Origin of the sequence: Enterobacter sp. E1, assembly GCF_016809815.1 — a bacterium.
GTDB lineage: Bacteria > Pseudomonadota > Gammaproteobacteria > Enterobacterales > Enterobacteriaceae > Enterobacter > Enterobacter adelaidei.
This window is the reverse complement of record NZ_JAFBJM010000004.1, coordinates 56,608-75,461: the sequence shown is the minus strand read 5'-3', so window position 1 is coordinate 75,461 and position 18,854 is coordinate 56,608. Positions and strand designations below refer to the sequence as shown.

Here is an 18,854-nt window from a genome sequence, read left to right as displayed (position 1 = left end):
GATTACATGGCGATGGAAACACAAGACGTTATCAAACGCTCCGCGACTAACCCGATAACTCCCGCGCCCCGCGCGCGGGACTACAAGGCAGAGGTCGCCAAGCTTATCGATGTCTCCTCCTGCGTGGGCTGCAAGGCCTGCCAGGTGGCGTGCTCGGAGTGGAATGATATCCGCGACGACGTTGGGCACTGCGTTGGGGTTTACGATAACCCGGCGGATCTGAGCGCCAAATCCTGGACAGTAATGCGCTTTAGCGAAACCGAGCAGAACGGCAGGCTGGAGTGGCTGATCCGCAAAGATGGCTGCATGCACTGTGAAGATCCGGGCTGCCTGAAGGCGTGCCCGTCTGCCGGCGCGATTATTCAGTACGCCAACGGGATCGTCGACTTCCAGCAGGATAACTGCATCGGCTGCGGGTACTGCATTGCGGGTTGTCCGTTTAATATCCCGCGCCTCAATAAAGAGGATAACCGGGTATACAAATGCACCTTGTGCGTGGACCGCGTCAGCGTCGGGCAGGAGCCAGCCTGTGTGAAGACCTGCCCGACCGGCGCTATCCACTTCGGCACCAAAAAAGAGATGCTGGACGTGGCGCAGGCGCGGGTAGACAAGCTGAAAGCTCGCGGTTACGACAAGGCCGGTATTTATAATCCGCAGGGTGTGGGCGGCACGCACGTGATGTATGTGCTGCACCATAACGACCAGCCAGAGTTGTACCACAACTTACCGAAGGATCCGGCGATCGATACGTCCATCAATCTGTGGAAAGGGGCGCTTAAACCGCTCTCAGCGGCGGGCTTTATCGCCACCTTTGCCGGGCTGATTTATCACTACATTGGGATTGGGCCAAACAAAGAGGTAGACGACGAGGAGGATCATCATGAGTAAGTCGAAAATGATCGTGCGCACGAAGTTTGTCGACCGCGCCTGTCACTGGACGGTGGTGATCTGCTTCTTCCTGGTGGCGGTGTCGGGGATTTCGTTCTTCTTCCCGACGCTGCAGTGGCTGACCGAAACCTTCGGTACTCCGCAAATGGGGCGTATTCTGCACCCGTTTTTCGGCGTGCTGATTTTCGTGGTGCTGATGTTTATGTTCGTGCGCTTTGTCCATCACAACATCCCGGACAAGCAGGATATCCCATGGGTGAAAGGGATCGTCGAAGTCCTGAAGGGTAACGAGCATAAAGTCGCCAAAGTGGGCAAATACAACGCAGGGCAGAAGATGATGTTCTGGACTATCATGAGCATGATTTTTGTGCTGCTGGTGACCGGCGTGATTATCTGGCGTCCGTATTTTGCACACTTCTTTCCGATTCAGGTGGTGCGCTACGCGCTGCTGATCCACGCGACGTCGGCAATCATTCTGATCCACGCCATCCTGATCCATATGTATATGGCATTCTGGGTTAAAGGGTCGATTAAAGGCATGATTGAAGGGAAGGTGAGCCGCCGCTGGGCGCAAAAACACCACCCGCGCTGGTATCGTGATGTGGAACGTCTGGAAGCGAAACAGGAAAGTACGGAAGGCATGAAGTAAGACCTGCGCCGTCGGCTTTGCCCGGCGGCGCTGCACTTGCGCGGGCCTACGTTATGTATTGGTCACTAACGCATCTATCGCCGCAATCACAGTACTCCTCGCGCTGCGAAGATTGCATACATAATTTTTATTATTTAGTTTCTTTTTCTCCACGTGTGTTATGCCAGCGGTGTTAAGAAAATATCGCTCAAAATCAATATTCACTAAAGGCGCCGCGGCGTTGATATGTCCACATAAATAATTGTGGTAACTTAATGGAATAATCAGTCTTGTTGATAAATCATCATAATAGTCATGTTGAATTATCATAAAATAAGGTTGATAGTCCCGGGTTCTCTCTGAAGGGTTACGGTAAACGTCAAACTGAAAGCACATTAAATCCCTCCAAAGAAAGGATCGTCTGATAATAGTCCCGCTTTAGCCGTAAATTCATTCATGGCTCTTATGAACTCTTTATCTTGCTGATGCTGTCGTCTTTGCGCCTCTTGTGTCTGGGCTTCACGGGAGACTCCACTTGCTACGCTCTCCCTTTTGCCATAGTCTTTGCTTCGGTTTGGTTTCATTTTAAGCTCCTTTGTTGGTGCGGTTATTATCAACCGCAGCCAACAAAAAACAATACTTTACCCCCTGGTAATCTACATTCTGCGAGGCGTATTCCAGTAATTTCAGAACCGCTCTTCCACATACCGGAACGGGTATTTGGTGGGTTTCACTTTGCCGATTTTACGTTTCGGTAAATCCACCTTGTCGACGTGAATTTCTTTATACGGGATTTGCGTAAGCAGGTGCGAAATAATATTCAGGCGCACGCGTTTTTTATCTTCTGAACGCGCCACAAACCACGGCGCCCAGGCGGTATCGGTGGCTTCAAACATTGCGTCGCGCGCAAGGGTATACTCGTCCCACAGGTTAAAGGATTTAATATCCATCGGTGACAGCTTCCAGATTTTACGACCATCGTTAATGCGGTCACGCAGACGGCGCTCCTGCTCTTTCGGCGTCACCTCCAGCCAGTACTTCAGCAGGATGATCCCTGCATCCACCATCGCTTTTTCCATAACCGGCGCACCATCAAGGAACTTCTCAACTTGCTCAGGGGTGCAAAATCCCATTACCCGCTCGACACCCGCGCGGTTATACCAGCTTCGGTCAAATATGACGATCTCCCCGGCGGCAGGCAAATGGGGAACATAACGTTGAAAATAGAGCTGGGTTTTCTCTTTTTCAGTTGGCGCGGGGAGGGCAACCACGCGGAACACGCGTGGACTGACGCGCTCGGTGATCGCTTTAATGGTACCGCCTTTGCCGGCGCCGTCGCGTCCTTCAAAAACAATACACACTTTGAGTCCTTTGGCGACAACCCATTGCTGGAGCTTAACCAGTTCAACGTGCAGGCGACGAAGCTCTTGCTCATACTCTTTGGTTTTTAGCGGTGCATTTTTTACGACATCAACAGTGGCACTGGTTTTCTTTTTGCTTCCCATGATTGTCATCCTCAGGTTATCCGGCGCGGGAAAAAAGCGAGGCCGCACTATGAAGTGTAATAGATCGTCGCGGACGCAACAAAATCAGCACTTTTAATACCGCTCACATTGTGTGGTTAATGGGATAATTTCATTCTTATTTACTTAAAGGAACTAAGAATGAGTTGGAATAAAGAAGCTGCAGTTTCACATCTTCGATCACGCGCTCTTGGTCGTTCACATAACGAATGTGCAACCTTTACCAGGGAAGCAATACAAGCAGGTGGCATCAGGCTGGAGAGAACCCTAAACGCAAAAGATTACGGGCCATCATTATTGCGAGCGGGGTTTCATGAAGTTCCACCGGGTTCAACATTATTGAGTGGTGATGTCGCTGTCATTCAACCCTATCCGGGTGGAAACTCAAGCGGGCATATGACAATGTATGACGGAACACAATGGATTTCTGATTTCCGACAGCACGGAATGTACCCCGGCCCTGGGTATCGCTCAGCTCAGCCATCCTTCAAAATTTACAGGAAGAATTGATGCGTGCTGCAATAGTGTTATGTGCATGCTTGCTATCCGCTTGCTCAGCTAAGCAGTATCAGTCTGCTCCGATGCGAGTACATTCTTTTTACTCTACTTATCTGATGTCTCTTACCAGCAGCGACAATAATTACTCTCCGTCCGAGCTGCGTGAATATGTCTCTGCCGACACGCTCAAAAGACTGGATAATATTGAGTCGATACCCGAACAAGACCTTATTGGATCTGATTACTTCGCTTATGCGCAGGACTATGATCCATCGTGGGTATCGGCACTCACTGTTGGTGACGCCAGGTCTTTTATGGGTGGCGAGATTTTGCCCGTATGGATTGGTAAGGAGCACGGAGGGAAGTTAGAGCTTCAGGTATATGTTCGGCGTGAGTCTGGTACATGGAAGATATACAGGGTCCGTGATGTAACCGATAACTACGAACATCCAATATTTAATGCAGGAGCCATCACGCGCGCGAAGTCTGCTGCTGAAAGCGGTTGTGCTGATTTCCGTCGTAAAACTTGAAAACAGGTCAGAAAGTTCGATAATCCTTTTATGCTTGGCAGAGTTGCGCCGCACGGCAGCGACGATAAGCTAACAATCTGAACATGACGAGAACCCCGCCAGCGCGGGGTTTTTGCTTTCCGGCGATCCGACAGGGGTATTCGCAAAGATGCATTGCATCAGTACCCCTGTCAGATCGTCGCAATAACTATCAATTTCAGCATTTTTAATCCCACAATTTATTACAGGTTAACGTAATAATTTCATTCTTACTTACTTAAAGGAACTAAGAATGAGTTGGAATAAAGAAGCTGCAGTTTCGTATCTCCGTTCACACGCTCTGGGGCACTCTCATAGTGAATGTGCTAAATTTACCCGACTGGCCATTCTGGCTGGAGGTGTTAAGGTACCGAACACAGATTATGCAAAAGATTATGGGGCGGAATTCAGGGCCGGGGTATCGCAAAATGCAACCAACCTTTAAAATTTACAGGATGCATTGATGAAAAGGATATTTATATTATTCGGTATGTTGTTGGTGGGATGTAGTTCGACAGCCAATCATGATCAGAGTGCGCAAGACACTACCAAATCATTTTATAAATCCTATCTTTCCGCATTCGGCAGTGATGAAGCCAGGCCTTACCCTGCCGACGAACTGCGTAAATATGTTTCTGCTGATACTATTGTTCGCATTGGTGCCATTCAGGAAATCTCTGAACAAGAGTTAATAGAGTCCGACTATTTTACATATACTCAGGATTACTCTCGCGAATGGATACCTGCGTTACGAGTGGAAAACGCAAGACCATTTTTAAACGGTGAAGTAGTCCAGGTCATTGAGGGGGCGGGTGGCGGGAGAAGCATACACCTTGAAGTATTTCTTCGTCGTGAAGGTGATGCATGGAAAATCTACCGCGTTCGTGACATAACGAACAATCACGAGCATCCAATTTTCAATACTGGCGCTATTACACGCGCTAAAGCAGCGGCAGAAAGCGCATTGTAAAAACTACACCTCAAACCCTCTCACCAGATTTAAAAAAATATTGGATAAAGCATCTGAATTAATGGATTAACGTGTCAGCCAGCTCATTTGAACTGGCTCACCATACAAGATTATTCAATAATGCCCGTCGCGAGTGATTAACCAGTGGTTGAGGTATGAAAAAGACAATTTTTTCGTTGGCGCTGAGCACCTTTGGTCTGGGAATGGCTGAATTTGGCATTATGGGCGTGTTAACCGAGCTGGCCCATGACACCGGGATTTCAATTCCCTCTGCCGGGAATATGATCTCGTTTTATGCCTTCGGGGTGGTGATTGGCGCGCCGATTATGGCGCTGTTTTCGGGCAAGTTCTCCTTAAAAACCACGCTGCTGTTTCTGGTGGCGATGTCCGCCGTCGGAAACGCCCTGTTTACCTTTTCAACGTCATATTTCTGGCTTGCGACGGGACGCTTAATTTCAGGATTCCCGCACGGCGCGATTTTCGGCGTCGGGGCAATTATCCTTTCTAAAATTGCGCCACCGGGGAAAGTGACGGTCGCGGTGGCCGGGATGATCGCCGGTATGACCGTAGCCAACCTGGTGGGCGTTCCGCTGGGCACCTGGCTGGGGCACGAATTCAGCTGGCGCTATACCTTTTTCCTGATTGCTGTCTTCGATGCGCTGGTGATCCTCTCGGTTCTGCTCTGGGTACCGGCTATCCACGACACATCAGAAATCAAATTGACCGAGCAGTTCCACTTCCTTAAAAAACCAGAACCCTGGCTGATTTTTGCTGCCACCATGTTTGGCAACGCCGGGGTTTTTGCCTGGTTCAGTTTCGTTAAACCATTTATGGTCAACGTCTCTGGCTTCACCGAAGGGGTGATGACAGCCGTCATGATGTTGATGGGACTTGGTATGGTGTTGGGCAATCTGTTGAGCGGCAAACTCTCGGGGCGCTTTAGCCCGCTGCGCATTGCTGCCACCACCGACATGGTGATTGTGACTTCTCTGCTGCTGCTTTTTGCCTTTGGAGAACTGAAAACGGCCTCGTTGGTCATGGGGTTTATCTGCTGTGCCGGGCTCTTCGCGCTCTCTGCGCCGCTGCAAATTCTGCTCCTGCAGAATGCGAAGGGCGGTGAGATGCTGGGTGCCGCAGGCGGTCAGATGGCATTTAATCTCGGCAGTGCGGTTGGCGCATTTTTCGGCGGCATGATGATTACGCTTGGCTTTAGCTGGAGTTATGTCACGCTGCCTGCCGCACTCCTTTCGTTTTCGGCCATGAGTTCGCTGCTGATCTACGGCCATCTGCGGGCCAGACAGGCTCAGGCTAACGCTCGCGCGCTAGCCTGATGGAGTCATGCTAGCCAGGGCTCTCCCAGCGTCAGCATCAGGCGGTTGGCCCAGGCGAAGAACGCGGCGGACTGCACCAGATCAAGCTGCGCCAGGGTATCCAGCCCCTCTTTTTCCAGCGCGGCAAAGTGCAGCGGCGTGGCGGCAGGCGGCGTAACCGACAGCGCCGCTGCAAAATTGATCTCCGCCTGCCAGCGCGCAGACTGCCCGTCGCTCAGGGATTGCCCGGGACGCACCGCCAGAAGCGCCTCTACCGCAGCGTCATCCTTTGACAGCTGGCTGGCTTTACGCGCATGGACAGATGCGCAGTAAATGCAGCCGTTGATTTTACTGGCGACCGTTGCGGCCAGCTCGCGCTCGGCGCGCGGTAATCCCCCCGATGTATAAAAAATTCCTTTATCGGTCAACGTGCGCTGTTCAAGTACCGGCAGGTTGCGCGCCAGCAGGCGGAAGTAGTCGGAATCGGTATGGCCAAATTTCGTCAGGATGGCAACCTCATCGTCACGGAAGTCCGCCAGCGGTTTGGCCGCTATCCACGGTTCCCATCCCAGCTCCTGCTGGGTGAACGCGACGGGTGCCGCCTTTCCGGTGACCGTGGTGGCGGTCGTGTGCCAGACGCCTGCCGCCACCGGGGCATCGCTTGTGGCGACGGGCCTGTCGTTCAGCAGCCGCAGCCCGGCAATCAGTCGGCTCTGGAAGCTGACAAAGGCGATCAGCTGCGCCAGGGTAACAATGCCTTCCTTGCTCCATCCCGCCTGGGTCAGCGCCTTTAACGCTGCAGGCGTCGCTTCGACGGGTGAGAACGTCAGCAGACGCGCGAAGCTAAGCGCCGGGGTCAGCCGTTCCGTGGTCGGATCGGCCAGGCCAAAGCCCGCGTAGTGCGCGGCCAGCGCCTCTGAGTTGTGCCATCTGGCAACTTTTGCTGCCACAGTGAAGCGTTCATCGAGTGGGAAATCGGTGTCCTGCTGGCTGAAGAGAATTTCGTAGCTGCCCTGCGCGTGTCGTGTGGCGGCATCACGCGTGGCGCGCGCCTCTGCAAGAGGGGAACCGGGTTTAATTTCCGCTAGCTCGGCGAGAATGTCCTGACTTAATGACATAGGTGTCTCCTCAAAGGATGTGGGGGGCAATATGTTTGGCGATCAGTTCGATGGAGCGCAGCGTGTCGCGATGCGAAGGCTCGACCGAATGGACCTGGAATGAGATATCCGTGGCGCGCCTGAGAATGGAGTCCGCATTAAGTGAACGCAGCACCGTATCAGGCGAACCGATATGGGCATCGAACTGACGACGATAATCAGTGACGTTGTCACCTTTGACCGTGTATCCGGCAGCGCGATGCTGCTGAGCTTGTTTCGCGAGACCCGGCGTTGCGACTCTGAGCGCATAGTCATCGCTGTCAGCGACGAAGGCTGTACGGGAGGCCAGAATACGCGGGGCGATGCCTGATGGCAGCGCATCGAGGTAGGCATCCACAATCGGGTTCTGGATCGCGTCGAGCGTTAAATCCAGCCGATCTGCCGGGCGCGGCTGCGTGCGGGAGAGCATTAAACCGTGTCCGGCCTGCGCGGCGCGAACGGCACCGTCAACTGAGAAGGTGGCTATCCAGATACGGTCGGCCAGCTGTGGCGCTGGCGGGTACAGGTGGTTATCCGGATGGGTAAGCGAATCACCGCGCCAGGCGCTTTGGATCACATGCAGGTTCTCGGCAAACGCGGTCGCACGTTCTTCAAACGTCAGGCCGAACGGCAGAAAAGAGGTCGGCGTGCCACCTGAGCCAAAGCCTACTTCCAGGCGTCCGTCTGCAAGCAGATCCAGCACGGCGGCATCTTCCGCCACGCGCAGCGGGTTTTCCATCGGCAGGGTAATGATGGCCGTGCCCAGGCGGATAGTTTCGGTATGCGCAGCGACGTGTGCCAGAAACAGCAGCGGCGACGGCAGGCCGCCTTCACTTTCATGGAAGTGGTGCTGAGCAATCCAGGCGCTGTCAAAACCGTGGCGGTCGGCGTGGCGGATCTGTTCAGTTGCCAGACGATAGCGCTCCTTCGGCGTAGCGTCGTCAAGCAGGCGGGTGAAAAATCCCAGGCGTTTTCGCGTCATGCGAACTCCTCCGTAGCGGTTGAAAAATGGGGAATGGCGGCAATCAGCTCACGGGTATAGCCGTTCTGCGGTGAGGCGAATAAGGTTCCGACGTCGCCCTGTTCGACCACCTGACCGCTGCGCAGCACCGTGACGCTGTGGGCGATTCGGCGAACCGTGGACAGATCGTGCGTAATAAAGAGATAGGTCAACCCCAGTTGCTGCTGTAACTGCTGAAGCAGAGCCAGGATCTGCGCCTGCACGGTGACGTCCAGCGCGGAGGTGGCTTCGTCCAGCACCAGAATGGTCGGCTCCAGGATCAGCGCCCGGGCGATAGCCACACGCTGGCGCTGCCCGCCTGAAAGCTCACGGGCAGTGCGGCTCAGAATATCGACGGGCAGGGCAACCCGCTGTGCCACGGTCTCCACCCGGACCTTTCGCTCCGCCTTACTGAGGCGAGAAAAGTTCTTCAGGGGCTCTTCGATGATCTCAAACAGCGTCTGACGCGGGTCGAGAGAGGCAAACGGGTTCTGGTAGACAAACTGGATCTTCTGGCGCAGCTGGCGACGGGCCTCGCGGCTAAGCGTGGTGGCATCAATATCATCAATAATGACCTGTCCGCTGTCTGCCTGTTCGAAACCCAGCAAAATACGGGCGAGGGTGGTTTTTCCGGAGCCGGACTCACCCACCAGCGCATGTGTGCTGCCGCGCCTGACGTCAAACGTTACCCGATCCAGCGCCTGAAGCTGATGGCCTTTGCCCAGGGAGAATTGTTTGCTGATGGCGCGGGCGCGAATGGCCGGTGGCGCGAGCGGCAGACCTGCCACCGGGGCAATGGTCAGGCGCTGGCCCTGGAGATCGCTTAACAGCTGGCGGGTGTAGGCGTGCTGCGGCGTGCGCACGATATCGGCAGTGTTTCCCTGCTCCTGAACCTCGCCATCGCGAAAAACCAGCAGCCTGTCCGCGCGCTCAGCGGCCAGCGCGAGATCGTGGGTGACAAACAGAACGGCGGTACCCGATTCCCGGCGCAGGATATCCAGCAGGTCAAGAATGCGTTTTTGCACCGTCACGTCCAGCGCGCTGGTAGGCTCATCGGCAATGATGACGTCCGGGCGCAGCGCTATCGCGATGGCAATCAGCACACGCTGTTTCATCCCGCCGGAGAGCTGATGCGGATACTGGGTCATGCGCTGTTCGGGGTGGCTCAGGCCGACCTTTGTCAGCAGGGCGAGCACCTGCTCGTCGCGCAGAGCGCGAGTCACTTTCTGGTGTAGCTGAATAATCTCTCCAACCTGCGCACCGATGGTCTTCACCGGGTTGAGCGAATTACCCGGGTCCTGCGGAACCAGGCTAACTCGCGCGCCGCGAAGGGTATCGAGACGCTTAGCGGACCACTGGCTTATCTCCTCGCCGTTGAGAATGATTTTTCCCGCATCGCGCCGGGCGTTATCGGCCAGCAGACCGATGATCGCCTGCGCCGTGGTCGTTTTGCCGGAGCCGGACTCGCCGACAAAGGCCAGCATTTCTCCTCGCCCGAGCGTGAAGCTGACGTTGTGCACCACCTCGCGCCACTGGCGCGCGGTACGGTAGCTGATGGTCAGGTTTTCTACCGAGAGTACGGTCATTTCAGGCCTCCGCTGAACTGTTGACTGATACGGTTGGTGGCCAGCACCACGGCGATGACGACCACGCCGGGGAAGGTGGTGAGCCACCAGGCGGTAGAGAGATAGTTACGGCCTTCTGCAATCAATAAGCCCCACTCCGGCACCGGCGGCGGGGTGCCGTAACCGAGGAAGCTCAGCGTGGAGAGCGCCAGGATGGCCTGACCAAACTGCAGCGTGGCAAAGGCGATGACGGCAGTTAAGGCATTGGGCAGGATGTGTCGCCACAGCACGGCGAAAAACGTCCCGCCGCTGCCAAACGCCGCTTCGACATAATCCGTGTGGCGGATGCGCACGACTTCACCGCGCGCGAGGCGGGCGAAGCTGGCTATTGAAGCCACGCCTACGGCAATCGCGGCGTTAACGGTGCCAAACCCGAGCAGAATAATCACCGTCAGCGAGAGCAGCAGAGATGGGATGGACAGCAGCACGTCGACGAAGCGCATCAGCAGAGACTCGACGCGTCCGGCGAACGCCCCGGCAACCACCCCTAAGCCGGTGCCTGCCAGCAGACCCATCGTCACGGCGGCCAGCGCCGCGCTCAGGGAGTGGGACGCACCATAAACAATACGGGTATAAACATCGCGACCAAGCTGATCGGTGCCGAGCCAGTGTCCCGCCTGCGGCGTCAGGCGCTGTGCACCGGCGATGCCCTCAATCGGGCTGTAGTGGGTTAACAGGCCGGGCGCCACGGCGGCAAAAAGCGCAATGATAATTACTGCCCATGCCAGCCACAGTCCTGGTTGCCACGTGACGCCCTGCCAGGCGGGAACGCGTTTTCGCGCGGCGGCAGCGTAATCGACCAGGCTCATGATGCACCTCCGGTAACGGTTTGCAGACGGGGATCCAGCAGCGGCATCAGCAGGTCCACCAGCAGATTGATCAGGACAAAACCGAGGGCGGAAATCATCACCACCGCCTGAAGTACGGCAATATCCTGGTTATTCACCGCCTGCTGGGTCAGTTGCCCGAGACCGCTGCGGCCAAAAACGGTTTCCGTGATCAGCGCCCCGGCAATCAGCTCGCCGAGCAGCAGCCCGGCAATATTTAGCACTGGCAGCAGGGCGTTGCCGGTCACGTGACGCCACAGGACAGCGGTTTCACTCAGCCCTTTGGCACGGGCGACGGCGACAAACGGCTGCGTCGCCACCTGGTCCAGACTGCGCATCAGAATTTGTGCCAGCGGGGCGGAGATTGGGATCGCGACGGTTACGATTGGCAGGATCAGCCCCTGCAGCGGCGTCGGGTTAATCACCGGGATCAGCCGCAGCTGGAAAGAAAAGAGCTGGATAAGGGCAATCCCCAGCCAGAACGTCGGTAAAGAGATAAACAGGACTGGCAGAGACTGGAGGGTATTACTCAGCCAGCGCAGACCCGGCAGGCGCGACGCAAAGGCCAGCGCAAATGCCAGCAGGACCGCGAGTAAAAAGGCAGGCAGGGCGAGGCTCAGGGTATCCGGCAGATTGCTGGCAATCAGCTCGCTGACCGGCACGCCTGCCTGTAGCGAATAGCCGAAATCCCCGCGCAGCATCGCCAGCAGCGTGTGGACGTATTGCTGCCACAGCGGGCTGTCCGCGCCGTAGGCCACGCGCATCTCCTCGATTTGCGCCGGGCTTAAGCCCAGGTCCGGGTTCTGAAATTTAATCAGCACCGCGTCGCCCGGCAGCACCTGGAGCAACACGAACGAGAGGGTAAAGGCGGCCCACAGTACCAGCAGCCCGTGCCCAAAGCGTTGAAGAAGTGCGTGGCGCATCGTCGGCTCCTCAGTGTTTCTCTATCCACGCGCCGTAGAACGACGGGCGGCCTACCGCTTCAAAATTGACGCCTTTCAGCCACGGCGCACCGGCAAAGACCTGCGGCTCCTCGAAAATCGGAATGACGTAGGCGTTATCCAGCAGGTAGCGCTGGGCGTCCCCCGTCAGCTGCAGGCGTTTTTGCGGATCGACTTCAGCAGAAATGTTCACCAGCAGTTCATTCAGCTTGTCGTCACGGAAGTTTTTGACCTTATCGCTGGATCCGCCTTTTTGCAGCAGCGCGTCGCGGTTAGCCGGGTAGAACATGCTTTTCACCACGTCAGGATCGGCGCGGCCCACTTCGGAGACGGTTAACGGGGTTTTCAGCGGGTCAAGGTTATCCAGCGTGCGGCTGCCTGCGTCACCGGCTTTGACGCTCAGCGCCACGCCCACCTGTCGCCACTGCTGGGCAACCAGTTGCAGCACCTCTTTGTTTTGCGGCTGCGGCAGGGATTCATACACCGTCAGCGCCAGACGTTGGCCGTCTTTGGTGCGGATCCCGTCACTGCCTGCTTTCCAGCCCGCGTCATCCAGCAGATGGTTGGCTTTAGCCGGGTCAAAGGCCAATTTGTCGCTGAGATCGACAAAACCTGCGGCGGAATCGGCAATCACTGACTTCGCCTGCGGATAGTTGGCCGAGAAGAGGGTCTCAACCACCTGTTTTGCGTTGGTGGCATGCAGCAGCGCCTGGCGCACGCGAATATCGGAGACCAGCGGGTTATCCGGACGGAAGCTGATGCTGTCGTTCACCCCGCGCGTCGGGGCAGCATAGATCTTATAGCCCTGATCTGTAGCTTGCTTTTCGTCATATGCCTGTACCTGGCGAATAAAATCAGCCTGACCGGCCAGCAGGGCGCCCACGCGCACGCTGTCTTCCTGAGTCACGATAAACTTGATGCCATCAAGATTGGCTGGCCCCTGTTGCGCCAGATTTTTGGGACCCCACTGGTAGTCCTTACGCGCTTCCAGCGTTACTTCGCGACCCAGCTTCTCGTCCTTTACCACAAACGGGCCGGAGCCAATGATATGACGGGCATCCCCCAGATCTTCAAAGTTGCGTTTCAGCGTGCTGAGCGAGACCAGACCCGAGCCAATGGTGGCGGTGCCTTGCAGGAACCCCGGTGACGGTTTTTTGAAGTAGAACTTCACGGTCAGCGGGTCGATGACTTCGCTGCGATCGTAGTTATTGATCACTTCTGACACCGGCAGGCGCTGCGCCTTATTGCCTAAACCGTAGGTATCAAAGTTTTTTGCCACGGCGTTCGCGTCCAGCGGCGTGCTGTCAGAGAAGGTGATGCCAGGGCGAATTTTAAAGGTGTATTCGGTTTTATCGGCGTTGGTGGTCCAGCTTTCTGCCACCCAGGGCTCCACCTGCAGCGTCCTGGGGTTCTGCCACGTCAGTTTGTCGGTGATCTGGTTCAGAATGCCGCCGTTCGGGTAGAAGCCACCGGCGGGCGGGTAGAGGTTGGTGTGTGCCTGTTGCTCCAGATAAATCAGCGTGCCGCCTTTAACAGGCGCATCCGCGGACCAGGCTGCGGTGGTCGTCAGAATCAGCGCCGTCAGCAGCGGCAGACGAAACGGGGTTTGCATGGTGAATTCCTTTGTTATCTTCTTGTTAGCGTCGGATTCATCATCGGGCGCGGGGGAAAACAAGGGAACAAAGGAATTAAGATAAGGATTGCCGGAAAATGGCTATAAAAAAAACCGCCCCTGTCAGGAGCGGTACTTGAACGGTGGGTGATTATGAACGCAGGTCAATCACCATACGGCCACGGATCTGACCCTGTTCCATTTCTTTAAAGATGGCGTTGATGTCTTCCAGCGGACGCATCGTGACTTTCGGCACGACCTTGCCTTCTGCCGCAAACTGGAACGCTTCCTGCAGATCCTGACGGGTACCGACCAGCGAACCGACAACCTGAATACCGTCCAGCACCAGACGCGGAATATCGAGGCTCATTACTTCCGGTGGCAGGCCAACCGCGACCACGCGGCCACCGGCACGCACGGCATCAACCGCTGAGTTGAATGCTGCTTTTGCGACGGCAGTGACGACTGCGGCATGCGCGCCGCCGGTTTTTTCCTGCACAATTTTAGCGGCATCTTCGCTGCGTGAGTTGATAGTTAAATCCGCACCCATGCTTGCCGCCAGCTTCAGCTGTTCATCGTTAACGTCAAGAGCGATGACTTTGGCGTTAAAGACGTTTTTAGCGTACTGCAGTGCGAGGTTACCCAGCCCGCCAAGACCATAAATTGCAATCCACTGGCCCGGTTTAATACCCGACACTTTTACCGCTTTGTAGGTGGTCACGCCGGCGCAGGTGATGCTGCTGGCAGCAGCCGAATCCAGACCGTCCGGCACTTTTACCGCGTAATCCGCGGTAACAATGCACTCTTCCGCCATGCCGCCATCCACGGAGTAACCGGCATTTTTTACATCGCGACACAGGGTTTCGTTGCCGGTATTACAGTATTCGCAGTGACCACAGCCTTCAAAAAACCATGCCACGCTTGCGCGATCGCCGACTTTAAGCGATTTCACGCCAGGACCAACTTCTTTTACGATACCAATCCCTTCATGGCCCAGGATAACCCCGGTTTTATCGCCGAAATCACCGTTCTTCACGTGGAGATCGGTATGGCATACGCCACAGCACTCCATCTTAAGCAGGGCTTCTCCATGCTTTAACGGTCTTAACGTTTTTTCGGTGACATTGACCTGGTGATCCTGAGTGACAACAGCAGCCTTCATGTGTATCTCCTTGTTCATGATTAGAATTTGCATAGCAGGTGTAATACCCCTTAAGGATTGATACATTAGCCTGGTAATGCAAGGCTACGGCAACATAATGTCATCATTTGATTCGATTTAAGATTAAGAATACGGCGATCCCTCTAATTATTAAGGGGGAAAAGACTGGCCCGGCGAGCAACTCGCCGGGCGCAGTTTTACAGCTGTGCTTCTATCTCCTTAATCTCTTTATGCCATTGCGCCTGAAGCTGCGGCTTCTGATGCTTCGGCTTACGCGCCAGATCGTCTTCCAGCAGCGTTTCCAGAGCGACCAGCCGTTCAAGCAAATCGTCATACGGCGAGGGTTGAACCGTCGCGGCGGCAGCGGGCGGCGCAGATGTCACTAGCCCAGCGCTTTCACGCAGACGCTCAAACACCGCTTCTGCATCGTGCCATTCGCTCAGTGTCCCATTCTCAATCAGCCAGAAACGATTACAACTTTGGCTGATCAACTGACGGTCATGGCTGACCAGCAGAACACCGCCTTCGAACTGCTGAAGGGTTTGCGCCAGCACCTCTTTGCCTTCCATGTCGAGGTGGTTGGTGGGTTCATCCAGCATCAACAGGCTATAGCGAGCAAGCGTCAGGCCCACGAACAACAGGCGTGAACGCTCGCCACCGCTGAGCGTGCTGACCGTTTGCCCGTGACGCGCCCACGGGAAACCTGCGCTTATCAGCGCCATTTTGCGGTTCTGCGGATCCGGCGCGAAAGGCTCCAGCGCGTCGAGCAGCGTGGCGTTGTCCGGTAGCTGATTCAGCGTCTGGTCGTAATAGCCTGGCGACACGCGGGGGTGCAGCTTCAGCCCGTCGTGGGTCAGTTCATCGGTAAACTGTCGCCAGATAAGCTTCATCAGTGACGATTTGCCGCAGCCGTTACGACCGACAATCGCCACACGATCGCCGCTTTTCAGGCGCGCTGTCTCAATGCTGAACAGGCTGGGTAGCCCAGGAGCAGGGGGGACGCCGAGATTTTCCATCTCCAGCAGACGGTCGGCCCGCAGCGCATCACCACGCAGGGTTAACGTCCACGGACTGCCTGCCGTGAGCGCCGTCTGGCTCTCCTTCAGCCGTTCGACCTGTTTTTCCATCTGTTTGGCTTTGCGGGCCAGGTCTTCGTTGTCGTAAACCTTGCCCCAGGTCGCCAGCCGCTTCGCGCTGGCGGTCACACGGTCGATCTCCTTTTGCTCCGCCTTGTGGCGCTGCGCGTCGCTTTCATCCTTTGCTTCAAGCGCCTTGCGGGCGGCCGTGCAGGGAAGGGCGAAGTAGTGCAGCGTTTTATCGCGCAGGATCCAGCTACCGTTGGTGACGGCATCAAGTAACTGTCTGTCATGTGAAACCAGTACGAAACTGCCTGACCAGTTCTGCAAAAATTGCTCAAGCCAGAGCATGGTGGGTAAATCGAGATGGTTACTCGGTTCATCCAGCAAAAGCAGATCCGGCTCGTGAATCAATGCCCGCGCCAGCAGCAAACGAGTGTGTTGCCCGCCACTGAGTGTTGCGGATTGCAGCATCATATCTTGCGGAGTGAAGCCCATGGACGCGAGCAACGTTTCGGCTTTCCAGCGCAGGCTGTCACGTTCAGCAGAAGGTAACTGCGCCAGCACGGCATCCAGCATGGTCAGCGGGAAAATGGCGTCCGGGAGGTGTTGTTCTACCCGTGCCATCAGGCAGTGCCCGGCCAGCGAAACCGTTCCTGCGGCAGAAGCGTCAGTGCCGTCCAGCACCTTCAGCAGCGTACTTTTGCCACAGCCGTTATCGCCCAGCAGGCCAATGCGGTCGCCTTTTTTCAGCGTAAAGGAGAGCGAGTCGAAGAGCGTGCCAAACGCCGTATCAACGCGTAAAGATTGTGCAGTGAGTAAAGTGCTCATTGTTGCTTACCCAAGAGTTACAGGCATGTTTATGCCTCGTCAAACATCGCTGACGATAACTCAGTAAGCCCGAGAGAAGGGATTTCAGGGGGTGGTGTCTTCGCTCAAGCAGAAGTTATCGCAGCACGATACCGATAACGCTTGAGCTGGTGCGATCACCAAATGTATGTGAAACATTGAAAATTTCACAGTACAGCATAATTGACCTCCTTATATGTTATGAGTTTGTAAGTAACTACCACTATACAACGTTTTCGAGTGTATACCAAGTAGAGGGGCAGCATTGCTGCCCAGGATTATATTTTCCGTATAAGCAAATACAGGGCTAGTGTAAGAGCTGAGGCAATGAATGCGGCTATACTGAAAAAAAGGTACAGCACAAAATCCATAATCAATTCGTCGCCATAGATTTCAAAATGCTCCGCAAAAGAGTACTGCGCATCTGGTGGAATAACTTTATATAATGTGATTAATGACAGAAATACTACGGTACACCATAGAATTACAAGGAGTACCACCTTCACTAATGGACAATCATATAGTTTCATTCTCACCACTTGTCGTTGCTCTGCGGTTAAATTAAACATTTTCTCTCTTAGTTAGAGGCGAAGCATCCTTTGCTTTCTTCGTCATCATGCACAACAACGATCGTTCCATGAATCACGATAGATAATATTACCCTCTGTATACCTCCAGGTAATCGCTTCATAACGTAATTCGAGCGTTTCAAGGTGCATACTGCTTATACCGTTAGGAGACAGGTAGGGTGCAACCGTTGTAAACTTGACGTTTTCCAGAATGATATTGAAATACTCGGCCTCAATACCTGATTCCAGAATACGGTACATTTTAATTGTGGCCTTCTTCATGGTTCGGCCTTCACAGACAGCACGGTACAAAAGTGGTGTTGTTTGATCAAATTCCTTCACTATTGTGATAGGGCGATGGACACGCGTTCCTGTTAGTTTTCCCCAGCTTGGATCGACCGGGATAGTGACACCGTGAGAGAAGGATTTTAACTCGATAGACCCCAGACGAAGTGGCATAAGGCAACTGCCAACGATCGGTGAACCATTTTCATCTTCAAGCCATAAGTGTGCGGGTATAGACATAATATTTCCTTATGCATAAATTTACGATAATGCTAACGTTTGAATCTTGCAATTTCATATATTGATAAAACAACCATCACACACACAAAGAATAAGGGGATCAGCCAGATTGGGGCGTCAGGAAATAATGAGCCCTGAATCAAGGCGAATACTACTGTCAGCGCTGATGGGCCATAATACGAAACTAACGACCTGAACATTCGCCTGAAAAATCTTTTAATAAGATTCATCATGGTTATCGAACCATCCTGGTTATGATATCCGCAATTTCATCATCCGATGCCCATTGTGCTGTAAGCGCCTTAGCCCGCTCAAACACTGGCTCTATCAGGAAATACATCATTTCCAACTCTTGAACGTATAGCGCTGAGTAGTAAGCGGGATAAGTAATGTGAAGACGATGCGCGCTGTCTGCTGCTTTTTGGACAATGCCGTATATGCCAATAATCCCAACAACCTGTCCCGCTCTTCGCCCTGCCAGGGCACTGATTTCAAGGTTTAGATTCATGCCTGCTGCGACAAATGATGCCGTTGCTAAAGCAAACCCCACGTTTGTGAGTGAGCTTGCGGCAATATGGATATTAACAGCCATAAGCATTTGTTTGATACGTTCAAGCTGTTCTGTGGTTTTATCTTTAAATATTTCTTCGAAATAAATTTTGAACATGTCATACGCAACATTGTTATGTCGAAGAAGATAAATAACACCGTTTCTAAATCGAATGTCTTCAGCTTTTTGTTTCTTGCATACGTCCTGATATTCATCAGTAAAGCAGGACGTATAATACAGTGCGCGCGTTGCACCTGCGCCGATCGTTTCAATCTGATTTGATACGGCTTTTCCTACACCCGTTAATGCGTGGTCGAGTTTTAACGCAAGAATTTTATTCGCCTGCAAGTAACTTATCACTTCATCTCTGTAGCACATGACCGCTCCTTGCTTCCCTCGCGATCTTGTACATCAACAGCGTCTTTGATATCTGCACCGCCGTCATCTTTAAGCCAAAGATATGCCGGAATTGCCATTTTAATACCCTTTTTAAATTAATGAGTTTAGTGATGTGGAACGTTACTAAACCCTTAAAAGAATTTGTTTATTAGGCAAAAAGTGTTATGTGAAAATTTTATATTTCAACGAGATATGAATTATCGTTGAATTATTGATTT

Annotated in this window: 20 protein-coding genes and 1 pseudogene; 7 read left to right on the top strand and 14 right to left on the bottom strand. The window is 54.0% G+C overall.

The genetic code is table 11. The annotated features are described in order from the left end of the window. Window positions 1-6 precede the first annotated feature (6 nt). On the top strand, window positions 7-888 hold the full coding sequence (fdxH, locus tag JGF26_RS12120) for a formate dehydrogenase subunit beta (protein ID WP_108089851.1): 882 nt from the start codon (window positions 7-9) through the stop codon (window positions 886-888). Then, window positions 881-1,537: a formate dehydrogenase-N subunit gamma gene (gene fdnI / locus JGF26_RS12115; protein ID WP_028018918.1), complete on the top strand. Its 657-nt coding sequence runs from the start codon at window positions 881-883 to the stop codon at window positions 1,535-1,537. Before fdxH ends, fdnI begins: the two co-directional genes overlap by 8 nt. Before the next feature lie 51 nt (window positions 1,538-1,588). Here the strand turns inward: fdnI and JGF26_RS12110 are convergent, their stop codons facing one another. The 3 genes from JGF26_RS12110 to ppk2 form a co-directional block, all read right to left on the bottom strand. Further along, window positions 1,589-1,912 (bottom strand): CcdB family protein, encoded by a 324-nt coding sequence (locus JGF26_RS12110; protein WP_128347660.1) that lies wholly within the window; start codon window positions 1,910-1,912, stop codon window positions 1,589-1,591. After that, entirely contained in the window at window positions 1,912-2,100 is a 189-nt protein-coding gene (locus JGF26_RS22535) for a type II toxin-antitoxin system CcdA family antitoxin (RefSeq protein WP_049006512.1), read from the bottom strand. The genes JGF26_RS12110 and JGF26_RS22535 overlap by 1 nt, the downstream gene beginning before the upstream one ends. A 102-nt stretch (window positions 2,101-2,202) precedes the next feature. Next, on the bottom strand, window positions 2,203-3,021 hold the full coding sequence (gene ppk2, locus JGF26_RS12100; RefSeq protein ID WP_049006511.1) for a polyphosphate kinase 2: 819 nt from the start codon (window positions 3,019-3,021) through the stop codon (window positions 2,203-2,205). Between the two features lie 159 nt (window positions 3,022-3,180). Between ppk2 and JGF26_RS12095 the strand changes: the two genes are divergently transcribed. The 5 genes from JGF26_RS12095 (at window position 3,181) to araJ (ending at window position 6,386) form a co-directional block, all read left to right on the top strand. After that, window positions 3,181-3,549 carry an NlpC/P60 family protein gene (locus JGF26_RS12095; RefSeq protein WP_128347661.1) on the top strand — a complete coding sequence of 123 codons (369 nt, stop codon included), beginning with the start codon at window positions 3,181-3,183 and terminating at the stop codon, window positions 3,547-3,549. Further along, the gene (locus JGF26_RS12090; protein WP_128347662.1) at window positions 3,549-4,067 is read left to right on the top strand and encodes a YbjP/YqhG family protein; all 519 of its coding nucleotides are present in this window, start codon (window positions 3,549-3,551) and stop codon (window positions 4,065-4,067) included. Before JGF26_RS12095 ends, JGF26_RS12090 begins: the two co-directional genes overlap by 1 nt. A gap of 271 nt (window positions 4,068-4,338) precedes the next feature. Next, a complete protein-coding gene (locus JGF26_RS12085; protein ID WP_238934216.1) occupies window positions 4,339-4,530 on the top strand; it encodes a hypothetical protein in 192 nt (63 codons plus the stop codon). An 18-nt stretch (window positions 4,531-4,548) separates the two neighbouring features. Next, on the top strand, window positions 4,549-5,055 hold the full coding sequence (locus JGF26_RS12080) for a YbjP/YqhG family protein (protein ID WP_134708173.1): 507 nt from the start codon (window positions 4,549-4,551) through the stop codon (window positions 5,053-5,055). A 155-nt stretch (window positions 5,056-5,210) separates the two neighbouring features. Then, window positions 5,211-6,386 (top strand): MFS transporter AraJ, encoded by a 1,176-nt coding sequence (araJ, locus tag JGF26_RS12075; protein ID WP_134708174.1) that lies wholly within the window; start codon window positions 5,211-5,213, stop codon window positions 6,384-6,386. Between the two features lie 5 nt (window positions 6,387-6,391). On the opposite strand, the gene JGF26_RS12070 is transcribed toward araJ, so the two are convergent. The 11 genes and pseudogenes from JGF26_RS12070 to JGF26_RS12020 all read right to left on the bottom strand — a co-directional run. Beyond that, entirely contained in the window at window positions 6,392-7,483 is a 1,092-nt protein-coding gene (locus JGF26_RS12070) for an alkylhydroperoxidase domain protein (RefSeq protein WP_134708175.1), read from the bottom strand. 10 nt (window positions 7,484-7,493) lie between these two features. After that, entirely contained in the window at window positions 7,494-8,483 is a 990-nt protein-coding gene (locus JGF26_RS12065; protein WP_134708176.1) for a putative FMN-dependent luciferase-like monooxygenase, read from the bottom strand. Further along, window positions 8,480-10,087: an ABC transporter ATP-binding protein gene (locus tag JGF26_RS12060; protein ID WP_134708177.1), complete on the bottom strand. Its 1,608-nt coding sequence runs from the start codon at window positions 10,085-10,087 to the stop codon at window positions 8,480-8,482. Before JGF26_RS12060 ends, JGF26_RS12065 begins: the two co-directional genes overlap by 4 nt. Then, window positions 10,084-10,935 (bottom strand): ABC transporter permease, encoded by an 852-nt coding sequence (locus JGF26_RS12055; protein ID WP_134708178.1) that lies wholly within the window; start codon window positions 10,933-10,935, stop codon window positions 10,084-10,086. The genes JGF26_RS12060 and JGF26_RS12055 overlap by 4 nt, the downstream gene beginning before the upstream one ends. Further along, a complete protein-coding gene (locus JGF26_RS12050) occupies window positions 10,932-11,876 on the bottom strand; it encodes an ABC transporter permease (protein ID WP_134708179.1) in 945 nt (314 codons plus the stop codon). The genes JGF26_RS12055 and JGF26_RS12050 overlap by 4 nt, the downstream gene beginning before the upstream one ends. 10 nt (window positions 11,877-11,886) lie before the next feature. Continuing rightward, complete coding sequence (locus JGF26_RS12045) at window positions 11,887-13,506, bottom strand: TIGR04028 family ABC transporter substrate-binding protein (RefSeq protein ID WP_108089859.1); 1,620 nt, start codon at window positions 13,504-13,506, stop codon at window positions 11,887-11,889. Window positions 13,507-13,657: 151 nt separating this feature from the next. Next, complete coding sequence (gene adhP, locus JGF26_RS12040) at window positions 13,658-14,668, bottom strand: alcohol dehydrogenase AdhP (RefSeq protein WP_134708180.1); 1,011 nt, start codon at window positions 14,666-14,668, stop codon at window positions 13,658-13,660. Between the two features lie 197 nt (window positions 14,669-14,865). Then, window positions 14,866-16,575, bottom strand: a complete 1,710-nt coding sequence (locus tag JGF26_RS12035; RefSeq protein ID WP_134708181.1) for an ABC-F family ATP-binding cassette domain-containing protein — start codon at window positions 16,573-16,575, stop codon at window positions 14,866-14,868. Between the two features lie 632 nt (window positions 16,576-17,207). Further along, window positions 17,208-17,687, bottom strand: a complete 480-nt coding sequence (gene tssD / locus JGF26_RS12030) for a type VI secretion system tube protein TssD (RefSeq protein ID WP_134708182.1) — start codon at window positions 17,685-17,687, stop codon at window positions 17,208-17,210. A 235-nt stretch (window positions 17,688-17,922) separates the two neighbouring features. Next, a complete protein-coding gene (locus JGF26_RS12025) occupies window positions 17,923-18,615 on the bottom strand; it encodes a hypothetical protein (RefSeq protein ID WP_134708183.1) in 693 nt (230 codons plus the stop codon). 5 nt (window positions 18,616-18,620) lie between these two features. Continuing rightward, window positions 18,621-18,713, bottom strand: a pseudogene (locus JGF26_RS12020) (type VI secretion system tube protein Hcp); the annotation flags it as partial. Between the last annotated feature and the right edge of the window lie 141 nt (window positions 18,714-18,854).